At 39.0% G+C, this 21,083-nt stretch carries 25 protein-coding genes and 1 tRNA gene; 1 reads left to right on the top strand and 25 read right to left on the bottom strand.

The genetic code is table 11. From position 1 onward, the window contains the following. Positions 1–24: 24 nt before the first annotated feature. A complete protein-coding gene (locus tag EPL02_RS08790) occupies positions 25–879 on the bottom strand; it encodes a prolipoprotein diacylglyceryl transferase (protein WP_131887490.1) in 855 nt (284 codons plus the stop codon). Between the two features lie 174 nt (positions 880–1,053). After that, a tRNA-Arg gene (locus EPL02_RS08795) sits at positions 1,054–1,125 on the bottom strand. A gap of 238 nt (positions 1,126–1,363) precedes the next feature. Between EPL02_RS08795 and clpP the strand changes: the two genes are divergently transcribed. Further along, the gene (gene clpP / locus EPL02_RS08800; RefSeq protein ID WP_025907449.1) at positions 1,364–1,951 is read left to right on the top strand and encodes an ATP-dependent Clp endopeptidase proteolytic subunit ClpP; all 588 of its coding nucleotides are present in this window, start codon (positions 1,364–1,366) and stop codon (positions 1,949–1,951) included. Between the two features lie 34 nt (positions 1,952–1,985). Here the strand turns inward: clpP and EPL02_RS08805 are convergent, their stop codons facing one another. From EPL02_RS08805 to EPL02_RS08915, 23 genes are all read right to left on the bottom strand, one after another. After that, positions 1,986–2,240 (bottom strand): HPr family phosphocarrier protein, encoded by a 255-nt coding sequence (locus tag EPL02_RS08805; RefSeq protein ID WP_094911124.1) that lies wholly within the window; start codon positions 2,238–2,240, stop codon positions 1,986–1,988. 26 nt (positions 2,241–2,266) lie between these two features. Further along, positions 2,267–3,211, bottom strand: coding sequence for a DNA-binding protein WhiA (gene whiA, locus EPL02_RS08810; protein ID WP_094911123.1), 945 nt, complete (start codon positions 3,209–3,211; stop codon positions 2,267–2,269). A gap of 37 nt (positions 3,212–3,248) precedes the next feature. Next, positions 3,249–4,214 (bottom strand): gluconeogenesis factor YvcK family protein, encoded by a 966-nt coding sequence (locus EPL02_RS08815; RefSeq protein ID WP_131887491.1) that lies wholly within the window; start codon positions 4,212–4,214, stop codon positions 3,249–3,251. After that, positions 4,211–5,104 (bottom strand): RNase adapter RapZ, encoded by an 894-nt coding sequence (gene rapZ, locus EPL02_RS08820; RefSeq protein ID WP_094911121.1) that lies wholly within the window; start codon positions 5,102–5,104, stop codon positions 4,211–4,213. Before rapZ ends, EPL02_RS08815 begins: the two co-directional genes overlap by 4 nt. Before the next feature lie 53 nt (positions 5,105–5,157). Continuing rightward, positions 5,158–5,616, bottom strand: coding sequence for an 8-oxo-dGTP diphosphatase (locus tag EPL02_RS08825; RefSeq protein WP_025907442.1), 459 nt, complete (start codon positions 5,614–5,616; stop codon positions 5,158–5,160). Positions 5,617–5,901: 285 nt separating this feature from the next. Then, positions 5,902–6,852: a thioredoxin-disulfide reductase gene (gene trxB / locus EPL02_RS08830; protein WP_119542621.1), complete on the bottom strand. Its 951-nt coding sequence runs from the start codon at positions 6,850–6,852 to the stop codon at positions 5,902–5,904. Positions 6,853–6,940: 88 nt separating this feature from the next. Beyond that, positions 6,941–8,428 carry a tetratricopeptide repeat protein gene (locus tag EPL02_RS08835; protein ID WP_131887492.1) on the bottom strand — a complete coding sequence of 496 codons (1,488 nt, stop codon included), beginning with the start codon at positions 8,426–8,428 and terminating at the stop codon, positions 6,941–6,943. 135 nt (positions 8,429–8,563) lie between these two features. Continuing rightward, on the bottom strand, positions 8,564–9,193 hold the full coding sequence (gene hisIE / locus EPL02_RS08840; protein WP_131887493.1) for a bifunctional phosphoribosyl-AMP cyclohydrolase/phosphoribosyl-ATP diphosphatase HisIE: 630 nt from the start codon (positions 9,191–9,193) through the stop codon (positions 8,564–8,566). Continuing rightward, positions 9,190–9,948 (bottom strand): imidazole glycerol phosphate synthase subunit HisF, encoded by a 759-nt coding sequence (gene hisF, locus EPL02_RS08845; RefSeq protein WP_094911117.1) that lies wholly within the window; start codon positions 9,946–9,948, stop codon positions 9,190–9,192. Before hisF ends, hisIE begins: the two co-directional genes overlap by 4 nt. After that, complete coding sequence (gene hisA, locus EPL02_RS08850; protein ID WP_094911116.1) at positions 9,945–10,679, bottom strand: 1-(5-phosphoribosyl)-5-[(5-phosphoribosylamino)methylideneamino]imidazole-4-carboxamide isomerase; 735 nt, start codon at positions 10,677–10,679, stop codon at positions 9,945–9,947. Before hisA ends, hisF begins: the two co-directional genes overlap by 4 nt. A gap of 4 nt (positions 10,680–10,683) precedes the next feature. Beyond that, positions 10,684–11,313 carry an imidazole glycerol phosphate synthase subunit HisH gene (gene hisH / locus EPL02_RS08855; RefSeq protein ID WP_094911115.1) on the bottom strand — a complete coding sequence of 210 codons (630 nt, stop codon included), beginning with the start codon at positions 11,311–11,313 and terminating at the stop codon, positions 10,684–10,686. Then, positions 11,314–11,901, bottom strand: a complete 588-nt coding sequence (gene hisB / locus EPL02_RS08860; RefSeq protein WP_094911114.1) for an imidazoleglycerol-phosphate dehydratase HisB — start codon at positions 11,899–11,901, stop codon at positions 11,314–11,316. It abuts the gene before it with no gap. A gap of 17 nt (positions 11,902–11,918) precedes the next feature. Further along, entirely contained in the window at positions 11,919–13,187 is a 1,269-nt protein-coding gene (hisD, locus tag EPL02_RS08865) for a histidinol dehydrogenase (RefSeq protein WP_131887494.1), read from the bottom strand. A gap of 14 nt (positions 13,188–13,201) precedes the next feature. Then, positions 13,202–13,834, bottom strand: coding sequence for an ATP phosphoribosyltransferase (gene hisG, locus EPL02_RS08870; RefSeq protein ID WP_094911112.1), 633 nt, complete (start codon positions 13,832–13,834; stop codon positions 13,202–13,204). Then, a complete protein-coding gene (locus tag EPL02_RS08875) occupies positions 13,834–15,015 on the bottom strand; it encodes an ATP phosphoribosyltransferase regulatory subunit (RefSeq protein ID WP_094911111.1) in 1,182 nt (393 codons plus the stop codon). The genes hisG and EPL02_RS08875 overlap by 1 nt, the downstream gene beginning before the upstream one ends. Positions 15,016–15,206: 191 nt before the next feature. Further along, complete coding sequence (locus EPL02_RS08880; protein ID WP_094911110.1) at positions 15,207–15,740, bottom strand: acyltransferase; 534 nt, start codon at positions 15,738–15,740, stop codon at positions 15,207–15,209. After that, a complete protein-coding gene (ppaX, locus tag EPL02_RS08885) occupies positions 15,737–16,384 on the bottom strand; it encodes a pyrophosphatase PpaX (RefSeq protein ID WP_094911109.1) in 648 nt (215 codons plus the stop codon). Before ppaX ends, EPL02_RS08880 begins: the two co-directional genes overlap by 4 nt. Further along, the gene (locus EPL02_RS08890) at positions 16,374–17,318 is read right to left on the bottom strand and encodes a nucleoside recognition domain-containing protein (protein ID WP_094911108.1); all 945 of its coding nucleotides are present in this window, start codon (positions 17,316–17,318) and stop codon (positions 16,374–16,376) included. The genes ppaX and EPL02_RS08890 overlap by 11 nt, the downstream gene beginning before the upstream one ends. A 4-nt stretch (positions 17,319–17,322) precedes the next feature. Continuing rightward, entirely contained in the window at positions 17,323–18,147 is an 825-nt protein-coding gene (gene lgt, locus EPL02_RS08895) for a prolipoprotein diacylglyceryl transferase (protein ID WP_131887495.1), read from the bottom strand. Between the two features lie 14 nt (positions 18,148–18,161). Then, the gene (gene hprK / locus EPL02_RS08900; RefSeq protein WP_094911106.1) at positions 18,162–19,097 is read right to left on the bottom strand and encodes an HPr(Ser) kinase/phosphatase; all 936 of its coding nucleotides are present in this window, start codon (positions 19,095–19,097) and stop codon (positions 18,162–18,164) included. A 148-nt stretch (positions 19,098–19,245) separates the two neighbouring features. Continuing rightward, positions 19,246–19,608: a phage holin family protein gene (locus EPL02_RS08905; RefSeq protein WP_094911105.1), complete on the bottom strand. Its 363-nt coding sequence runs from the start codon at positions 19,606–19,608 to the stop codon at positions 19,246–19,248. Positions 19,609–19,610: 2 nt separating this feature from the next. Continuing rightward, complete coding sequence (locus EPL02_RS08910; RefSeq protein WP_094911104.1) at positions 19,611–19,808, bottom strand: PspC domain-containing protein; 198 nt, start codon at positions 19,806–19,808, stop codon at positions 19,611–19,613. Positions 19,809–19,871: 63 nt separating this feature from the next. Then, positions 19,872–20,969: a DUF4097 family beta strand repeat-containing protein gene (locus EPL02_RS08915; RefSeq protein WP_094911103.1), complete on the bottom strand. Its 1,098-nt coding sequence runs from the start codon at positions 20,967–20,969 to the stop codon at positions 19,872–19,874. Positions 20,970–21,083 lie beyond the last annotated feature (114 nt).

The following is a 21,083-nucleotide window of genomic DNA, read 5'->3' on the forward strand; positions in this document are numbered from 1 at the left end:
ACCCTTCAGACTTTTTCTAACGGTTTATTGAATCGTATTTGCCATTTCAATAAATTTATCCGTTTGCTCAGCTGATTTAGAAAAGATTGTAATCTTAACAGGCTTTGTTCCTTTCGTTACAATAACTTGTACATTCACGTCATTAGACTTTGCTTCATACCACTCTGCATTCGCAAGCTTACCTTCAGCTGGAACGCTTGCTTTTTGTGAAGCATTAGGGTCAACTGCCATTGCGGTTTGCTTTACTACTTCTACTGCTTGTTTTTCGGAGATATCTGATAGAAGTTCAATGCGCATAAATTGAGAGCCATCTTCTTTATACATTACCGTATCACGACCAGGCTCTTCTGCAGCTAGTTCGTAGCCTTCAAGTACTTTAATTGCATACTCTTGATTATCACTTTGAACTAATTCTTTGTCTTGAACTTCAGGATTTTCTACCGGTTGCTCTTCTTTTGGCTTTTCATTTGATGCAGCATCCTTTTGTTCTTCTGTTGGCTTTTGTTCTTCTGCTGGCTTTGCTTCTTGCTCTTCTTTCGTTACTGCTGTTTGTTCCTTGTCTTCAGGTGACTCGGTTGAAGACTTTTCGTTGGAAGGCTTTTCTTTTACATTCTCATTTGTTTTCTCTTCGACTACTGGCTCTTCTTTATCTGGTGTTAATTCGCCTTTTGACTCCACGTCATTACTTTCAGTCTCTTCTGGCTCTTTATTCGCCTGAGAATCTTTACTGTCAGACTGCTCCTCTGACACTGATGCTTCATCTTCTTGTTGAACTTGCTGAGACTTTTCTTGTGTTGATGCTTCTTCATTCGAACCACATGCGGAAAGCAACAACGCAAGAGATGCACTGACAATAAAAAACTTGTTAAGGGATTTCACAATTTTTCCTCCTTAGTTTTACTTTTCCTTATATACTTGTTTTATAGTATTCTGCCAAAATTGGCAACCGTGACAAACGAATTAACTTAGGAATTATTAGGTCTATCCACATATAGAATATACAGTTTTTACAGAACAAATAAAAAAGCGTTGCAAGTTTGCAACGCTTTAAGACGCCCTCGACAGGATTCGAACCCACCCTAAGAGAACCGGAATCTCTTGTGCTATCCACTACACTACGAGGGCATAAAATAAATCATTATTCCTATGATGACTGCTTTTATTATAGGAAAGAAAACCAATCTTTTCAAGTATACAACGTTTATTTTTAGGGCAATCGGGAAAAATTTATAGAGTACAGAAGAGGAATACATAAGAGATAAAGCGAATATGTGTAAAGAACAGTTCTTTTGTTTGACCTTTATTGACCTTACATGTATTATAAGGTACATAACAAATTATTCTTGTTAAGGAGGAATTTTATATGAATCTAATTCCTACAGTTATTGAACAAACAAACCGCGGCGAGCGTGCATACGACATTTATTCACGTCTGTTAAAAGACCGTATCATTATGCTTGGAAGTGCAATTGATGATAACGTTGCAAACTCAATTGTATCACAGCTTCTATTCTTAGCAGCAGAAGACCCAGAAAAAGATATTTCACTTTACATTAACAGTCCTGGTGGATCAATTACAGCAGGTATGGCGATTTACGATACAATGCAATTTATCAAGCCAAAAGTATCAACAATTTGTATCGGAATGGCTGCTTCAATGGGTGCTTTCTTACTTGCTGCAGGTGAAAAAGGCAAACGTTTTGCATTACCAAATAGTGAAGTAATGATTCACCAACCTTTAGGTGGAGCGCAAGGTCAAGCAACAGAAATTGAAATTGCTGCTAAACGTATTCTTTTCTTACGTGAGAAATTAAATCACATTTTAGCTGAGCGCACTGGTCAACCATTAGAAGTTCTTCAACGTGATACAGATCGCGATAACTTTATGACTGCTGAACGTGCTCTTGAATACGGATTAATTGATAAAATTTTAACAAATGATCCGAAGTAATAGGAAAAACCGTCCCCGAGTAGGGACGGTTTTTTTATGCATCATTTTCTACGTAAGCACAAAGAGCTTCAACTGCTTCCTCTTCATCGCTACCTTCAGCAATTAACGTAATAACGGTGCCACGGTTTAGTGCTAAGCTCATCAACCCCATAATACTCTTAGCATTTACTACTTTTTCATCTTTCTTTAAAAATACGTCCGATGTAAAACGATTAGCCTCTTGAACAAACATGGCTGCCACTCTTGCTTGTAAGCCTGTTCTCAATTTGATTTCTACTTGTTTTTCCACTACGTTTCCCTCCCATGTCCCTTGCTTTACGTAACCGGTTGTCCAGCACGCAGTTTATCAGCAATTTCATCAATCTTGCGTAGACGATGATTAATTCCAGATTTGCTAATTTGCCCGCCAGATACCATTTCCCCTAGCTCTTTTAACGTTACATCTTGATATTCTACTCGTAAGCGCGCAATTTCTCGAAGCTTTTCAGGCAGTACTTCAAGCCCCACCGTCTCTTGAATATAACGAATATTTTCTACCTGCCGAATCGCAGCACCAATGGTTTTGTTTAAGTTCGCTGTTTCACAATTGACGAGTCGATTAACAGAGTTACGCATATCTCGTACAATACGAACGTCTTCAAAGCGTAACAAGGCGCTATGTGCACCAACAATACTTAAGAATTCTGTGATTTTCTCTGCTTCTTTTAAATAATTAATATATCCTTTTTTCCGCTCAAGTGTTTTACTGTTTAAGCCAAACGTATTCATTAATTCACAAAGCGCTTCGTTATGCTCTTTATAAAGAGAAAAGATTTCTAAATGATAAGAGGATGTCTCTGGATTATTAATCGATCCTCCCGCTAAGAAAGCTCCTCTTAAATATGAACGCTTACAACACTTCTTTTTGACGAGCTCCTCTGAGATATTATGAGTAAATGTGAAGCCTTCATTTAGAATTTTTAAGTCCTCCAATAGAAACCGAGCTTTTTCTACAAGGCGAACAATATAAACATTGTTCTTTTTTAGCCTCATTTTTTTACGAACTAATAGCTCTACTGTTACGTTATACGATTTTTTTAAAAGGACATAAATTCTTCTAGCAATGGCTGCATTTTCGGTTTGCACATCCACTGTCAAGTTACGATTGGAAAATGCTAAAGACCCATTCATTCGAATTAAAGCTGAAAGCTCTGCTTTTGCACAGCAGTCTTTCACTTCTAAATTAGTAAGTTCTTTTTTTGTTTCTGAAGCAAACGACACCGTTCTCACCTCCGTTCTTTTGTCATAATAAGCTGGGTCAATTGATGTTACGCAACATATTAAAGATAAGACGTGCTACTTTTTTCGTATCATGACGAATAACGCTACCATCGTATTGAATAATTTGTTCTTCCAACACTTCTAGCCCTAATTCAGTCAGCACTTCTCTGTCATACTCTACAGGCTGTGCCTGTTCAACTTCATAGCGCTTTTTTAACGGCGCAGGAATTGGCGCATTATTGACAATAATTGCGTCTAAGAATGCACAAGGCATATGATCATATAAAGCCTTTACGTGATCACTTGCTTTAAAGCCTAATGTTTCGCCTTGCTGCGTCATCACATTACACACATACACTTTTCTCGCTTTTGTCGTACACAGCTCATCTCGAATATCTGGAACAAGTAAATTAGGTAGGATGCTTGTATATAAGCTACCTGGACCTAATATAATTAAGTCAGCTTTACGAATTGCTTTTAACGCTTCAGCAGAAGGCTTGATATCTTCTGGAGATAAAAATACGCGCTTAATTCTTTTTCCATACTCCGGAATCTTAGATTCTCCTGTGACAATTACTCCGTCTTCCATTTCTGCATGTAGCACTACGCTCCGATTAGCTGAAGGTAATACTTTACCACGAACATTTAGCACTTTGCTCATCTCACGAATCGCATGCACAAAATCACCTGTAATAGATGTCATTGCAGCTAAAAGCAAATTCCCCAGTGAGTGACCAATCAATTCATTTCCAGTTTCAAAACGATGTTGAAACAACTCTTCTACCAACGGCTCAACATCAGATAATGCCGCTAACACATTTCGAATATCACCAGGAGCCGGAATCTCTAGCTCATCTCGAAGCCTCCCAGAACTTCCGCCGTCGTCAGCAACCGTTACAATTGCTGTAATATCAAGAGGATATTCTTTCAATCCCCTTAATAATACAGGCAACCCTGTTCCTCCTCCAATGACAACGACTTTTGCAGGCTGTTCACTATTCATCTATATTTTTCCTTCCTCTTCTCGATGTCTCGATGAGAAATATGTGTTTTATAGTCTTTTTCAAAGTGATGGCCGATATGTTCAGCCAAAGTAACCGAGCGGTGTTGACCACCCGTACAGCCAATCGCGATGACAAGTTGACTTTTCCCTTCACGTTTATACTGCGGTAGCATAAATGTTAAAAGATCAAGCACTTTTTCAACAAACTTCTGCGTTTCGCTCCATTTCAACACATAAGAAGAAACTTCTTCTTCAAGTCCTGTTTTTGGCCTCATATGATCAATATAGTGCGGGTTTGGCAGAAAGCGAACATCAAAAACAAGGTCCGCATCGATTGGCACTCCATACTTAAATCCAAATGACATAACGTTCACTGTAAAAACAGGTGAAGCATGTGAAGCAAACTGCGTAAGAATTTTCTCTCGCAGTTCTCTTGGTTTTAAGTCAGAGGTTTCATAAATTAACTGAGCACGTCCTTTTAGCTCCTCTAATAGCTCACGTTCCATACTAATACCTTCTAACGGTAATCCAGAAGGAGCAAGAGGATGTGAACGCCTTGTTTCTTTGTATCTTGTTACAAGAACAGAGTCTTTGGCATCTAAAAAGAGGATTTGAGGCATAACCCATGTTGTTTCACTCATATTATCTAGAGCTTCAAATAAGCTATCAAAGAATTCTCGTCCTCTTAAATCCATAACAAGCGCTACTTTGTTCATCTTATTTCCAGATTCTTTCATAAGTTCAAGGAACTTAGGTAATAGCGTTGGGGGAAGATTGTCCACGCAAAAAAAACCTAAATCTTCAAAACTTTGAATCGCCACTGTTTTTCCTGCACCTGACATTCCAGTAATAATAACTAATTGAATATCGCTTACAGATCCAGTACTCATTTGTTTACCCCCTATTAAAACCGAAATTTTTCATTGTTTATCCAAATAAATCATTAGCAAGGATCGATTCGATAAGACAATAATTCAAAATCAGTCGTGTATGTAAAATTACCATAGATTACACCAGACCCTTTTGCCACGTAATCAATAATATGGTGATCTCCTGGTGCCATTGGTAATTCACTAACATCATTTAAATTATGCCAACCTAGCTTTCCTTCTTCTGATTCTAGCACATTTGTCCCATCAAAGTCGGTAGCAAAAAAAGTAAACATCATCCACTCGGATGCAATTTTATCATTTTCTTTCATTGTAAATGTAAAAATACCTTTTACAGTTGGATTCTTCAGGTAGATGCCTGTTTCTTCACGAAATTCTCGAACAACAGAATCCTTTACAGATTCCCCTTGTTCCATTTTTCCACCGGGAGCTACCCACCAATTCCGCCTTGGCTTTTGAAGTAATAGCACTTTTCCATCTTTCACTAATACACAATTCGTAACTCGTTGCATCTTTCCACCTCTTCTTCTCTTCACTTTTCTGTCTATCATTATACTACGAAACAAACAACCCTCACAACGAAGACACTTATTTAATACTAAATTTTCTGAAAATATATGTCGATAGTGCAAAAAATAGTCCAAAAAAAAAGGCCTAGGAACAAGTCCTACGCCCGTCAAATTTACTTTTTTATAAAAGGGGGTCAATTACTATTTATATAATACCCCATAAACATTGCACGTACGTTACAAATACTTTAAAACAGAATAACTTTTTGTAAAGATGCAGGTAACAAATTAGTTAACGGCTTTTAACTTTTCTTTCAGTTCTTCAATATAGTGTTGAGCTGCTTGGGCAGCAATACTTCCATCACCTGTTGCTGTAACGATTTGACGAAGTGCTTTTTCACGAACATCACCAGCAGCAAAAATTCCTGGGACACGCGTTTCCATTTGCTCGTTCGTTTCAATATAACCTTCAGCATTTGTGATGTTTAAGCCTTCAAACGGCTTTGTTAAAGGAACCATGCCAATATAAATGAATACGCCGTCAGCTCCAAATTCTTGTTCTTCACCAGTTTGGGTATTCACAAGCGTTACGCTGCCTACTTTACCGTCTTTTTCGTTCACTTCTTTTACAGTGTGATTCCAGATAAAGTCTACTTTCTCATTATCAAATGCACGCTGTTGTAAGATTTTTTGAGCACGAAGCTCCTCGCGACGGTGAACAATCGTTACTTTTGTTGCAAAGCGTGTTAAATAAACGCCCTCTTCAACAGCAGAGTCTCCTCCACCAACAACGACAAGCTCTTTTCCTTTAAAGAAAGCTCCGTCACATACTGCACAGTAAGAAACACCGCGTCCGCCTAATTCTTTTTCACCAGGAGCACCTAATTTTTTGTACTCTGCACCTGTTGCGATAATAATAGCGCGCGCTTTGTATTCTTTTTTGCCAGCTACAACCGTCTTATATTCTTCACCTTCAATAATTTCTTTAATGTCACCATATGCATATTCAGCACCGAATTTTTTCGCATGTTCAAACATTTTATTTGAAAGATCTGGACCTAGAATATGGTCATATCCAGGGTAGTTTTCTACGTCTTCTGTATTTGCCATTTGACCACCAGGAATTCCTCGTTCAATCATTAATGTTGATAAATCCGCACGAGACGTATATACAGCAGCAGTCATTCCTGCTGGACCAGCTCCAATAATAATGACATCATAGATTTTTTCTTCTGTCATTGAGTAACACTCCTTTTAGGAATCTATTCATATTTTTTTGATTAATTTTATCCTAATACGCTAACGACACTACCGTCTATTTTTTTGCTCAACTCAGCAGGTTATTTACGATTTTAACGTATTTGCGTACCGTTGATAAAGAAATACTATATAGGTGAGCTATCTTTGCCTGAGAAACAGCTTGTTGCTCTTGCTTTTGGTAACAATAAGTCGCTGCAGATGCCCATCCATTTACATTAACATGGTCCCATTTAGCAGCCTTTGTATTGTTCAACTCTACATATATGTTAAACCAAAACTGAATGATACCAGCTGCCTCTACTTCGGATTCAATTTCAGCTTGGATTAAATCTGCAATTTCAAACATGACATGCTGCTTATTCTGCCATACATACGTATATACTTCATCAAGTAACGAACTTGTATGTATGTATGGTTTAATTTTTTCTAATAGAAGCAGCCGTTCTTTATCGGGAAGTTTCTTGGCCATGTACAGGCTATACAGCTGATCATGAATATGTGTACTTTCACATTTCTCTTGAGCAACAACATCGATTTCAGAATAAAAACGACGATTATTCTTCTCGTTAAATTGCCAAGGAGCTTCCAACTTTACTGTCGAACCTGAATCTCCAACATTTTTCCATATATCCTTAGCAAACTGTTCAAATCCTACATGATAAGCAGCGTAAGAAAGCCAATAGTGAAAAGAAGAGTCTGCTTGAAACCCTTTTTTATATAGCCCCTTTAACCACCTATATGCCAACTTGTATTCTCCAACAAGAGCAAACGTCGATCCTAGTTTATATTGATGCTCAAGAGATAAAGGGTACACGCAGCTTAATTGTTTAATCAAATGATTCACAGCGGCCTGATTATGTCCGTAATAATGAAACACCAATTGATTACACAAAGCATGTAGATTTCCAGGATTTCTTTCTAACACTTCATCTAATAAGCTAATAGCTTTATTTGTTTGATTAAGATAAAAATGAGCTAATGCTAAATTATTGTAAGCTGACCAAAACTCAGGATAGTCCCGAATAATTTCTTCTAGTAGATGAATGGCTTTTTCAAACTGAGCATCTTGCAGCAACTGTTTTGCCTGCTCCTGTTTTAAAATAAGCGCATCTTCCTCATATTCTTCATCTGATTCTAAGTCAATGGAAAGGAGGTCTTCAAGCTCTTCCGCTTCCTCTAGGAGCTCCCCAGTTTCATCTTCTTGTAAATAACATTGAACGTATTTATAGGCTTCTTGAAATAATCCAAGATGCGCAAAATTGTTCGCAATTACATAGTAACAATTGACCATTGTAGAATCCAAATCGTTGATAATATGAAGTAATAATTCATTTGATTCTTTATAGTCACCTAACTCATTTAAAATAGTGGCTAGCTGATATAAAATTAACGGCTCATCTCGGTCCAACTCTGATGCTCGTTGAAGGTATCGTTTTGCTTTATATAAATCTTTGTATTGATATGCTTTAAGTGCTTTTTCAAAATATTCTTCTCCCGTTTTGAAAAACGGAATTACCTTTGCTTTCTTCTCGTGCACTTTTGAGTTTTTTCTCATTAAGTCCTCCGATAAGTCCATGATTTCAACGTTGGTAGTATATCATAGTTTGGAGCTTACGGTAACACCTGTATTTAGTAAAGCCAAAGAAATATTAGCTAATGAAAAAGCTGACCTGAAAGGTCAGCTTTCCTATTACTTCGCATGTCTTTCTTTTAATACCGCTAAGACATCATCAAGCGGAAGCTTTTGCTCACGAAGAAGTACCAATACGTGATAGAACAAGTCCGCTACTTCCCATTTTAATTCTTCATGATCACGGTTTTTGGCAGCAATAATTACTTCGCCTGCTTCCTCACCGACTTTTTTTAAGATTTTATCGACACCTTTATCAAATAAATAAGTTGTGTATGCACCTTCTGGCATTTCCACTTCGCGCTTCGCGATTACTGATTCCAATTCATTAATAATATCAAAACGCCCTGATTGAGGAGACGCACTTTCATCTTCTAACAAGTTTTCATTAAAGCAGCTGTACGCACCTGTATGACAAGCAGGTCCATTTGGATTTACTTTTACAACAATCGAATCCGCATCACAATCATATGTCATCGCGACGATTTGCTGTGTATTTCCAGATGTTGCTCCCTTGTGCCAAAGTTCTTGGCGAGAGCGGCTGAAAAACCACGTTTCTTTTGTTTCAATAGATTTTTTTAGCGATTCTTCATTCATATAAGCTAGAGTCAGCACTTCTTTACTAACCGCGTCCTGGACAATTGCTGGGACTAATCCATCTTCATTGAATTTAACGTTTTCCACCTTCATCGAATGCTCACTCCTTGTTGTTTTGCATAGGTTTTAATCTCTTTAACAGACGTTTCTTTATAGTGAAAAATAGATGCTGCTAGGCCTGCATCCGCTTTCCCTTCCGTAAATACATCCACGAAATCTTGACCATTTCCTGCGCCTCCTGAAGCAATAACAGGGATGCTTACCGCTTCACTTACAGCTTTTGTTAATGCTAAGTTAAAGCCGGACTTGGCACCGTCTTGGTCCATACTTGTTAACAAGATCTCACCGGCACCTCGTTTGACAACTTCTTGCGCCCAAGCAACCACTTCCCATTCTGTTGCGTTGCGTCCACCGTGCGTATACACGCGCCAAGAGCCTAATTCTTCATCATATTTTGCATCAATAGCTACTACAATGCACTGTGCTCCAAAGAAGTTTGACCCTTCCGTAATAAGGTCTGGATTTAAGACGGCAGCGGTGTTTAACGATACTTTATCTGCACCTGCTCGCAGCATTCGCTTCATATCCTCAACCGCATTAATCCCTCCACCTACTGTAAACGGAATGGCCAGCTGTGCCGCTACTTCTTCCACTACGTGAACCATGGTTTTACGCCCTTCGTGAGATGCTGAAATATCTAAGAAAACAAGCTCATCTGCGCCTTCTTCATCATAGAATTTTGCCAATTCTACAGGATCACCAGCATCTTTTAGCTCTACAAACTGAACACCCTTTACTACGCGCCCTTCCTTTACGTCTAAGCAAGGAATAATACGCTTCGTAATCATGATGTCACCTCTTCAAGCGCTTGGCTTACCGTAAATTGATTTGTGTACAGTGCTTTCCCAACAATCGCACCCACCACTCCGTCTTTTTCATACGCTTGTAGTGCTTTTAAATCTTCTAATTTACTTACGCCTCCTGATGCGATAACGCTTTTACCTGTTGCTTTCGCCATGCTGACAATACCTTCAATGTTTGGACCTGAAAGCATACCGTCTGTTGAAATATCCGTGAAAATAAACGTTTCAGCACCTGCTTCTGCAAGCTCTTTTCCAAGCTCCGTTGCTTGTACGGTTGACGTTTCAAGCCAGCCTTCGGTTGCTACATAGCCATCACGAGCATCAATTCCAATTGCAATTTTTTCACCGTATTGACGAAGCATCTTTTTAACAAACTCAGGATTAGAAATCGCTGCGCTTCCTAAAATCACTCGGTCAATTCCGTTTTCCAAGTAGTACGCTACGTCTTCTTCAGAACGAATCCCGCCACCAATCTGTACATTGACTCCAAGCTTTTTCTTAACCTCAAGAACAAACTCATTGTTTACTCGTTTTGCTGCTTTGGCACCGTCTAAGTCCACCATGTGAATCCACTTCGCACCTTCACCAGCAAATTGTGCTGCCATATCGACTGGTGAATCTCCGTATACCGTTTCTTTATCATAATCTCCTTGCAAAAGACGAACGCATTTTCCGCCACGCATATCGATTGCTGGATAAATTGAAAAGTTATTCATGAGTTCAACCTCTTCCTTCTACAAAGTTTGCATAGTTTTGTAAAATCGCCATGCCAATTTCACTGCTCTTCTCAGGGTGAAACTGCGTGCCAAATACGTTTTCTTTTCCAACAACTGCTGGAACGTCAACATCATATGAGCTTGTTGCTAGAAGCACGTCTTGATCATCTGTCTTTACATAATAAGAATGCACGAAATATACGTGGCCTTCCTCAATGCCTGCTAGCAAAGGTGAGTTTACATGCATATGTAAGGAATTCCATCCCATATGAGGGACTTTATAAGCTTCACCTTCTGGAGTCACTCCAGGCAGCAGTTCAACACGTCCTTTTAAGAAACCAAGGCCCGTCGTCTTACCATTTTCATCACTTTCCTCAAACAGAAGCTGCATTCCCAAACAAATCCCTAAAAGTGGCTTGCCGCTTTTCACTTCTTCTTTTATAAAAGCTGTAAGGTTTGTTTCATTCAGCTGTTCCATTGCATCTTTAAATGATCCAACACCAGGCAAGATATACCCTTTTGCTTTACGCAATTCGCTTGGCTCAGATGAAATAAAGTAGTCATAGTCTAAACGTTCAAGCGCTTTGCTTACGCTATACAAGTTCCCCATCCCATAGTCAATAATACCAATCATTTACAACATTCCTTTCGTTGATGGTACTCCTTTGACGCGAGGATCAACCGTTGTTGCTTCATCTAATGCTCTCGCCAATGCTTTGAATACCGCTTCAATGATATGGTGTGTATTTTGGCCATAGTGAACGATAACGTGCAGGTTCATGCGTGATTCAAGCGCAAACTTCCATAAAAATTCATATACCAGTTCCGTATCAAAGGTACCCACGCGTGATGCTGGAATATCGCCTTTAAATTCAAAATGAGGTCGGTTACTTAAATCAACTACGACTTGTGCTAACGCATCATCCATTGGAACAAATGCATTTCCGTAGCGCTTAATCCCTTTTTTATCACCAAGTGCTTCTTTAAACGCATGTCCTAAACAGATGCCAATATCTTCTGTTGTGTGGTGATCATCAATTTCAATGTCCCCTACAGCTTTTACATCTAAGTTAAACTGACCATGCTTTGTGAATAAATCCAGCATGTGGTTTAAAAACGGAACACCCGTATCAATTCCTGCTTTCCCTTCTCCATCAATGCCAATGGCCAGTGAAATATCCGTCTCATTTGTTGTGCGTTTAATACTAGCTTCTCTCATCATGTAACCCTCTCTTTGCTTTATTTTTTGAATCGTTCTTCGACTGCTCGAGCGTGTGCCTCTAATCCTTCTAACCTTGCAAAAGCGGCAATTTTCGAACTATTATGTTTGAGCGCCTGCTCGCTATATGAAATGATGCTTGATTTTTTTACAAATGAATCAACGGATAGCGGACTTGAAAACTTAGCCGTTCCGTTCGTTGGTAGTACATGGTTTGGGCCAGCAAAATAATCTCCTACCGGCTCTGAGCTATATCTACCTAGAAAGATAGCTCCAGCATGACGAATTTTCCCGAGTATCGTCATCGGTTCATCTGTCATAATTTCAAGATGTTCCGGAGCCAATTTATTAACTACATCAATCGCTTGATTAAGCTCTTCTGTGACATAAATTGCACCATACTCTTGAATAGATGCTTCAGCAATTGCTTTTCGAGGTAGCGTTTCAAGCTGTTTTTGAACCTCTTGTGCTACGGCTTCTGCTAGATTTAAAGAAGGTGTTACCAAAACGCTAGATGCCAACTGATCATGTTCTGCTTGTGATAACAAATCAGCTGCCACTTCATTTGGTCTTGCTGTATCGTCTGCTAATACAACAATTTCACTCGGTCCAGCAATCGAATCAATATCAACTAATCCGTATACTTCTCTTTTGGCTAAAGCCACATAAATGTTTCCTGGGCCCACAATTTTATCGACCGCTTCAATTGTTTCTGTTCCATATGCCAATGCTCCGATGGCTTGTGCTCCGCCAACTTTATAAATTTCTTCTACACCTAGTTCCGTAGCAGCAACAAGAACACCAGCCGGTAATGAACCGTCTTTTTGCACAGGTGATACCATGACAATACGCTTAACACCCGCTACCTGAGCAGGAATAACGTTCATCAACACGGATGATGGATACGCAGCTAAACCGCCCGGAACGTAGACACCAACGGCATCTAAAGGGGTCACCTTTTGCCCCAGGATCGTGCCATCTTCTTTTGTTACCATCCAAGATTGCGTAATCATGCGCTCATGGTAGTCACGGATATTAGCCGCAGCCTCGTTAATAATCTGAATGGTTTCATTATCGATAGCTTCGTACGCATGCTTACGCTCTGCATCCGACACTTTCAGCGCTTCTAACGATACACCGTCAAATTTTTCTGTATATGAAAACAGAGCTTGATCTCCTGTATCTTTAACGTCTTTAAGAATGGTAAGCACGGCTTCACGCTGTGCTCCTGTCCCCTGATCAATCGTACGTTTTAAACTAACGCTTTCCGTCACGCGTGTAATCTTCATCAAATTCACCTCATTCATGATGCTTCGACAACTTTTGATAGTCGGTTGACTAAATCATCAATTCGTTCATCTTTTAACCGGTAGCTAACTGGGTTTACAATTAATCGAGACGTAATATCACCGATATGCTCTAGTTCAACCAAGCCGTTTTCCTGTAGCGTTCTTCCTGTTGAAACGATATCAACAATACGATCAGCTAAGCCGATAAGCGGTGCTAACTCAATTGATCCATTTAGCTTAATAATTTCAACCTGCTCTCCTTGCTCTCGAAAGTAAGTGGAAGCAACGTTCGGATATTTTGTCGCTACTTTTTGAGCAATCTCTGAATTTTTCGTATTGGGTAAGCCAGCCACAGCAAGATGACATTTGCTAATTTGTAAGTCTAAGAGTTCATAGACATCTCTTTCTTCTTCAAGCATTACGTCTTTTCCTGCAATACCTAAATCAGCTACGCCGTATTCTACATAAGTCGTTACGTCCATTGGCTTTGCTAAAATAAAGCGCATGTTCTCTTCTGGAATATCAACAATTAATTTACGTGAGTCATCAAACTCTGGCGGAAGTTGAAAACCTGCTTGACGCAAAAGCTGGGCAGCTTCTTCAAATATTCTTCCTTTTGGCATCGCAATTGTTAGTAATTCAGTCATTATTGTCCCCCCTTGCCACGTTTACCAATAAGAAACGATACTTCTTCAAAACCAGCTGTAAACACATCGACATCATCAACGCCTACAATGTCTTGCACAACGACGCGTTTGCCTGCACGTCTTTGTTCAGCCGCAAGTGCTAACGCTTCTGATAACCGTTCTTGACTATATAAAACACCGTAAACAGGTACTTCTTCGTATACTTCTTCATCTAGTGCTTCAATTAAACGGTCAAGCTGAATGCCAAATCCAGTTGCGGGTGTTTTCGTTGAAAATTGTTCTAATAATTGATCATAACGCCCACCGTTTCCGATATGAAAACCTACGTGCTCAGCAAACACTTCAAATAGAATGCCAGTATAATAGCTCATGTGACTTACAAGGTTGAAGTCAATTTTAATTTCTTCCGTTACGCCATAAGCGGCCAGCATGTTCCAAAGGCTCTGAAGATCCTCAGCAAGCTTTTTACCTTCTTTATTTTCAACAAGCTCAATGGCTTCTTTAATTTTTTCTTCTCCACCACGTAAGTTTAAAAGTTGTAAAAGGCGCTGCTTGTCAATGGAAGAGAGGTTTAAACTCTTCACATGGTTACGATAACCAACATAATTTTTCTCATATAAAAAGCGGCGTAAAACATTGGCACGTTCTTCATTCCCGACAATTTCTAAGAACAATGAGTTCACAAATCCAATGTGGCCGATGGCTACTTTAAACGATTTTAGCCCAGCACGTTTCAATGCATTAATCATCAGCGCAATCACTTCTGCATCGCTACTCATTGTTGCATCACCAATTAACTCAACACCGATTTGCTCAAACTCTGCCGGTCGACCACCTTCACGCTGCTGAGCTCGAAACACATTTGCTTCATACGCCAGGCGAAGCGGTGAGTTATTCAAAAGTTTTGAAGCGGCCACGCGTGCAAAGGGCGTCGTCATATCAGGGCGTAAAACAAGCGTATGACCTTCTTTATCTAATAATTTAAATAATTGTTGATCTAAAATGGCCGATGCGCTTCCAACTGTTTCAAAGTATTCAAGAGTAGGAGTCGCCATATATTGATAGCCCCAGCTACTAATTTCTTCTGCTAACTGATTTCGAACTTGCTTTTTCTTTTCAAAAAGAGATGGTAATGTATCTCTCATCCCTAAGGGTTTTTCAAACATAAACAGCTTTGACATTATGACACTTCCTTTTCTCAACTTGGTTGCATCTATCTCTATATAAACCACTACTTTTAATCATAAAAGGTTTTTACTTTACCACACTAATGTATTAGCGAAATAATAAATTAAAGTTATTAGTAGTTTACACCCCTTATAGGTAATCGTCAACTCATATAGCGCTATTTTCTTACAGAAAAAGCCACTCCTTAGCGATAAGTCGTGGCTGATTTGTTTTCTTCTGTGCGCTTTTGCATTTCTTCTTTTGTATAAATGACCCTCATTGGATTTCCTCCAACAAAAGAGCCAGGCTCTACGTTTCTATGTACAACTGTGCCAGCAGCAACAATTGCTCCGTTACCGATTATTACTCCAGGTAAGATTGTGCTATTAGCTCCAACCATTACCTCATCACCAATGATCACATCACCAAGTCGATATTCTTTAATTAAATATTCATGGGCGAGGATCGTTGTATTGTATCCAATAACTGAGTTTCTTCCAACCATTATCTTCTCTGGAAACATAATATCAAGCATAACCATCAGTCCAAAAGAAGTTTGAGGCCCTACCTTCATCCGTAAGAACGTGCGGTAAAGCCAGTTTTTAAATGATAAAAAAGGAGAATAGCGAGCGAGCTGAATCACAATAAAATTACGCATCACCTTCCAAAATGGAACGGTTTTGTAGACGTGCCAGAGCGAATTAGGTCCTTCGACAGGAAACCGTTTCGTCTTTCTCACTGCTCTTTTCCTCTTAGCCATGAAATCAGATCTTTCATCTCTTCTAAGATTACATCCGGCTCATACGAAGCAATATGCTCTCTTCCTTTTGCACTCCAAGCCACACCGGCTGTTTTCGTACCTGCATTTTTACCAGATAGAATATCATGATGATTATCTCCTACCATGACAGCTTCTTCCGGCTGTGCATTTAAAAGTGCCAATGCTTTTTCAACTGGCTCTGGATGAGGTTTCGCATGCTGAACATCATCAATTGCAACAATCACATCAAAAAATTGATCTAACTTCGTTAACTTTAGTCCCATCATAACCGTATTAATTTGTTTTGTGGTAACAATAGCCAACTTGTACTTCTGTTCATGTAACCATTTCACCGTTTCAAATACGCCTTCAAACTCTGTTACAAGTTCATCATGATGACTTAAGTTATGTGTACGGTATGTGTCAATCATTTCATGTACTCGTTCTTTATCCATCCTTACAAAGGTATCGTAAAGAGGCGGGCCCATAAATGCCAAGACATCTTCACGTTTGTATTGCTTCGGATAATAATGGTCTAATGTGTGCATAAAAGATGAAATAATTAATTCGTTTGTATCAATTAGCGTTCCGTCTAAATCAAAAAGAACGGTATTAATGCTCATATGAAACTTCCTTTCTATGCCTTACTTCATTCTCTTTCCACATTCGTGAAATAACGATGGTTAATACGAGCGCAACAACTACTCGAATAATAAGCAGCGGCAGTACAGGAATACCTAGCGGAATAAAGATTAACGTATCTTCTACTACAGCATGACAAGCGACCAAAAAGATGAATGCAAGCGTCGCATCACGTTTACTAACTCCTTCTTCTTGTACAGCTTGAATCATAACGCCAGCTCCATATGCCAATCCTAGTAAGAGACCCGTCACAAGCGTTGTAGACGTATTTTCTTTCATGCCTAATAAGCGTGTAAAAGGACCAAGCATTGAAGAAAGCTTATCTAGCCACCCGATATCTTTAAGAATTTGAATTCCTACCATGACTGGAATTACAATGAGAGCCAGCTGTAGAATTCCAAAACCCGCTTTTTCAATTGATTGCCAGATGATTGCTCCCCATCCGCTTACCTCTTCATGTTTTGTTGCTAAAAATCCGTACTGTGCCTGTTCGCCTCCGCCATTCCATACCAAGTTGATGACGATAGCTGAAATCACAGCGAGCCCGATACGAACGGATAAAATAACCCATAGCTTCACACCAACTTTTAAAGCTACGCTCGTTTCAATTAATAAATTATGAGAGAAAGACAACATAACAGCTAGAATAAATACTTCTTTTACCGTTAAATCCAGTGATAAAATCCCTGCAATTCCCGCATATAAATTTAACAAGTTCCCCAGCACAAGCGGGATGGCTGCATCTCCTGATAGACCAAATAACTTCATCAAAGGTGAAATTAACGTAGCAAACCAATCCAGAACCGGCGTGTATTGAAGGAGTGAAACAATTAGCGTTACTGGAAAAATAACTTTCCCAAGTGTCAGCGTTGTTTTGAGTCCTCCCATAATCCCCTTTTGTATCGACCTAAGCATTCCCTCACCCCTGTTTCTTTTTGCTTGTTTCCAAATACGTTTCCTTATTTGTTTTTCGACGGATAGCGATAATAATGACTGCTACTGCAATTAAAACAAGTGAAATGACTTGTGCAATGCGTAGCGTATCCGTCAACATCAAGCTGTCTGTACGCATTCCTTCAATAAAGTATCGTCCAATCGAATACCAAATAACGTACGTTAAGAACAGTTCACCTCTACGTAAGTTTACGCGTCTCAGCGCAATTAACAGCGCAAATCCAGCTAAGTTCCACAGCGATTCATATAAAAACGTAGGATGATAATATGTACCGTTAATATACATTTGATTAATGATAAAGTCTGGCAAATGTAAACCTTCTAGAAAAGCGCGTGATACTTCACCACCATGCGCTTCCTGGTTCATAAAATTCCCCCAGCGTCCGATGGCCTGCCCAAGAATGATACTTGGTGCCGCAATGTCCGCTAGCTTCCAAAATGAAATCTTTTTTACGCGTGAAAAAACAATTCCAGTTAAAACGGCCCCAATTAAGCCACCATGAATAGCAATTCCACCGTTCCAAATTTGAGGTATCTCATTCAAATGCTGTGAGTAATAATCCCACTCAAACGCCACATAGTATATGCGCGCACAAATAATGGCGATTGGTACTGCAAATAGTACTAAATCGATAAACGTGTCTTTAGGTAATCCGCGCTTCGTGCTTTCTTTTGTAGCAATATAAAGAGCAAGTAGAACACCCGCTCCAATAATGACCCCATACCAATAAATTGTCAGTGGACCAAGCTCTAAAAACACGCGATCAAGCGGCTGAATATTTGCTTCCATCGAACCACCCTTTCTTAAATGTCTTCTCTGTCACCGTCTTCAATAACATCCGTTAAACGATTTGAGAATTGTTCAGCTGCGTTAATTCCCATTCGTTTCAAACGGAAGTTCATTGCTGCCACCTCAATAATAACAGCTAAGTTACGTCCTGGACGAACAGGTAACGTGATTTTTGTCACGTCTGTGTCAATAATCTTCATTTTATCTTCCTCAAGACCTAAGCGATCATAGTGCTTATTTTGATCCCATGTTTCAAGCTGAATAACTAATGAAATGCGCTTGTAGCTACGTACTGAACCTGCACCGAACAGCGTCATCACGTTGATAATACCAAGACCGCGAATTTCAAGTAAGTGTTCAATCAATCCCGGAGCATTACCTACCAGTGTATCTTGGTCTTCTTGACGAATTTCTACACAGTCATCTGCTACTAGACGATGGCCACGTTTTACAAGCTCAAGCGCAGTTTCACTTTTACCAACGCCACTTTTACCCATGATTAAGACACCAATTCCATAAATATCCACAAGCACTCCATGAAGAGCAGTAGACGGTGCTAAACGGCTTTCTAAGAAGTTCGTTAAATGACTTGATAGTCTTGTTGTTTTAGAAGGTGATCGTAGTACAGGAACTGCTTCGCGTTCAGAAGCTTCAATCAATTCTTTTGGGACAGACATATCACGAGAGATAATAATGGCTGGCGTAATATCTGTACACATTTTTTCCATTCGGATTTTCTTCTCTTCATCGTCTAAGCGATCAAAGAATGATAGTTCGGTTTTCCCTAATAGCTGTATGCGCTCTGCTGGATAATATGTAAAATAGCCGGCCATTTCAATTCCCGGACGTGAAATATCACTTGTTGCAATTGGACGGTCAATTCCTTCTTCTCCACTAATTAATTCTAAATTAAACTTTTCAACTAAATCTTTAGTACGAACTGTTACCACCTGAAATCCTCCTTTAGTTTAAAACCATGTACCCAATAGCTTTTTGTCTATGATAGTATTTACCATTAAAGGTTCTCTCTATTTTATCACTAAAAGCAAGAGAAGAGAAAACAAAGTAGCGCTAGCTTCGATGAAGCTAGCGCTACTTTTATTTAGAACGTAAAGGATCGATGATAACCTTTTGGATTAATAAGTTAAGAATAGACATAATAATTGCTGCTAAAATAGCCGTTCCGAATCCATCAATAATAAACGAATCACCCATAATACCTTGCGTAATCATTAACGTTGCTGCATTAATAACGAATAAGAACAGTCCGAGTGTCAAAAATGTCACTGGTAACGTCAAAAGAATTAAAATGGGTTTCACGATAATATTTAAAATGGATAAAATAATGCTGGCAATAATGGCGGCACCAAGCGATGATAATTGAAAAGCATCGATATAACCGGCAATTACTATGAGTACAAGTGCATTAATTAAAATGCTAATAATCCCTCTCACAAACATGCTTAATAGGCTCCTTCTTCATTTGGCAATACAAAGATTAAAATGATATAGATAACCACAAGTGGTGTTCCAATCACGAATAGAACGCTTAATGCAAAAATCAATCGAAGGATTGTTGCACTAACCCCTGTATACTCTGAAATCCCGCCGATAATCCCGGCTAATTTTCTGTTTTTGCGTGATCTATATAACTTTTTCATTTATCAATCTTCTCCTTTTCCTAATCATTCTGATTACAAAAGGCTTTAGTGTATGCCAACGTTTTACTTAACTGTGATTGAACCAGCTTTGGACTCCGCTAATAATTTATACGATTTAGCTGCTTCAAGGTATGCTCGGAAGCGCATCTGTTTCATAACCGTCTCTTTTTTCTCTTCTATGACCTCCATTTGAGGTAAGTTACATACGAATTTACCTAAATTCGATTTTAAATCTCCTTCAATACCAAGATGAGACGGCGTATAAAACTCAATATGTCCCGTAGTCGTTTTTAAAAATGCTAACTCAATGCGCTCTCCTTTTAGGTACCCTTCAATATCACCATTAAAAGTTTGCGCATCAATTTTTTTATAATCTCCATCAAACTTTATAGAGCCATTAATTGTCTCCATCTCACATTTTGATGAGAAAACACGTGAGAGCTCAATGTGACCATTGGATGTTTCCGCTTCAAGCTGTCCACTATTCACTTCATAAAAGCGAATTAAACCGTTGGCTGTTTTAGCCTTTAATTCTCTTACATTTAATCTTTCCCCTTCGATAGGACCATTAAACACACGTAAATTCACTCTCTCATACTCGGTTTCGGGTATATAAACCGTTGCTTTTACCTTCATATGTTTTTTTTGCACATTAAATTTCAGCTTACCGTTTTCAATTGAAAATAAGACATCTTTTAAGAAAGCCTGCCGTGCTTGCTCTTGTCCCTCTACCTTATAAACATCTGATTCACACTCAATTCGTACGTCAGGGCTTCCCCATGGTTTTACCTTCACGCTTCCGTTTGCAATATCAATATCGATTGCTTGAATATAAGCTTCTGTTTGTTGGAAAATATGCTGAACTTTAAACGATGGACCAAAATTAAAGTCTAGATCAACATCCTTTACTTTTTTGACTGTTTGATCCACAAAGCTAAATAACTTTTCTTTAAAAGATGCAGACGAAGGTTTAAAAGTTGAAGAACTGCTACTCGATTTACCAACATAAGGCGTCAGTTGTGATGAAGTGTTTACGTTCACAGCTGGTTCAGGATTTGCTTCAGGATTTGCTTCAAGTGAATTTAAAAGCGTTAACGCTTCATCTACGGTCAACTTTCCCTCTTCTACCATTTGTAAAATTTGCTTGCGCTTTTCTAGCATGCAACTCTCCCCTTTTGGTTTATAAATTCATCTATCTTAACCCATTATTTCATACTTTTACTGCCTTTTTATTAAAGAAAAAGCAGACTATTATGTAATACGGTTTATGCTGTA

This window comes from Bacillus sp. CBEL-1, from assembly GCF_004348885.1.
Lineage (GTDB): Bacteria > Bacillota > Bacilli > Bacillales > Bacillaceae_H > Priestia > Priestia aryabhattai_A.

Bases quoted from the DNA above. Each gene is read 5' to 3' on its own strand.
- hisA (WP_094911116.1), bottom strand. From the start codon at position 10,679: ATGAATAACTTTTCAATTTATCCAGCAATCGATATGCGTGGCGGAAAA.
- EPL02_RS08905 (WP_094911105.1), bottom strand. From the start codon at position 19,608: ATGTTTGTGAGAGGGATTATTAGCATTTTAATTAATGCACTTGTACTC.
- EPL02_RS08815 (WP_131887491.1), bottom strand. From the start codon at position 4,214: ATGAATAGTGAACAGCCTGCAAAAGTCGTTGTCATTGGAGGAGGAACA.
- EPL02_RS08875 (WP_094911111.1), bottom strand. From the start codon at position 15,015: ATGTCAAAGCTGTTTATGTTTGAAAAACCCTTAGGGATGAGAGATACA.
- lgt (WP_131887495.1), bottom strand. From the start codon at position 18,147: ATGGAAGCAAATATTCAGCCGCTTGATCGCGTGTTTTTAGAGCTTGGT.
- EPL02_RS08825 (WP_025907442.1), bottom strand. From the start codon at position 5,616: ATGCAACGAGTTACGAATTGTGTATTAGTGAAAGATGGAAAAGTGCTA.
- hisIE (WP_131887493.1), bottom strand. From the start codon at position 9,193: ATGAAGGTGGAAAACGTTAAATTCAATGAAGATGGATTAGTCCCAGCA.
- hisH (WP_094911115.1), bottom strand. From the start codon at position 11,313: ATGATTGGTATTATTGACTATGGGATGGGGAACTTGTATAGCGTAAGC.
- EPL02_RS08915 (WP_094911103.1), bottom strand. From the start codon at position 20,969: ATGCTAGAAAAGCGCAAGCAAATTTTACAAATGGTAGAAGAGGGAAAG.
- ppaX (WP_094911109.1), bottom strand. From the start codon at position 16,384: ATGAGCATTAATACCGTTCTTTTTGATTTAGACGGAACGCTAATTGAT.
- hisG (WP_094911112.1), bottom strand. From the start codon at position 13,834: ATGACTGAATTACTAACAATTGCGATGCCAAAAGGAAGAATATTTGAA.
- EPL02_RS08890 (WP_094911108.1), bottom strand. From the start codon at position 17,318: ATGCTTAGGTCGATACAAAAGGGGATTATGGGAGGACTCAAAACAACG.
- hisD (WP_131887494.1), bottom strand. From the start codon at position 13,187: ATGAAGATTACACGCGTGACGGAAAGCGTTAGTTTAAAACGTACGATT.
- EPL02_RS08835 (WP_131887492.1), bottom strand. From the start codon at position 8,428: ATGAGAAAAAACTCAAAAGTGCACGAGAAGAAAGCAAAGGTAATTCCG.
- trxB (WP_119542621.1), bottom strand. From the start codon at position 6,852: ATGACAGAAGAAAAAATCTATGATGTCATTATTATTGGAGCTGGTCCA.
- clpP (WP_025907449.1), top strand. From the start codon at position 1,364: ATGAATCTAATTCCTACAGTTATTGAACAAACAAACCGCGGCGAGCGT.
- rapZ (WP_094911121.1), bottom strand. From the start codon at position 5,104: ATGAGTACTGGATCTGTAAGCGATATTCAATTAGTTATTATTACTGGA.
- hisB (WP_094911114.1), bottom strand. From the start codon at position 11,901: ATGATGAGAGAAGCTAGTATTAAACGCACAACAAATGAGACGGATATT.
- hisF (WP_094911117.1), bottom strand. From the start codon at position 9,948: ATGATTACGAAGCGTATTATTCCTTGCTTAGACGTAAAGGAAGGGCGC.
- EPL02_RS08910 (WP_094911104.1), bottom strand. From the start codon at position 19,808: ATGAAAAAGTTATATAGATCACGCAAAAACAGAAAATTAGCCGGGATT.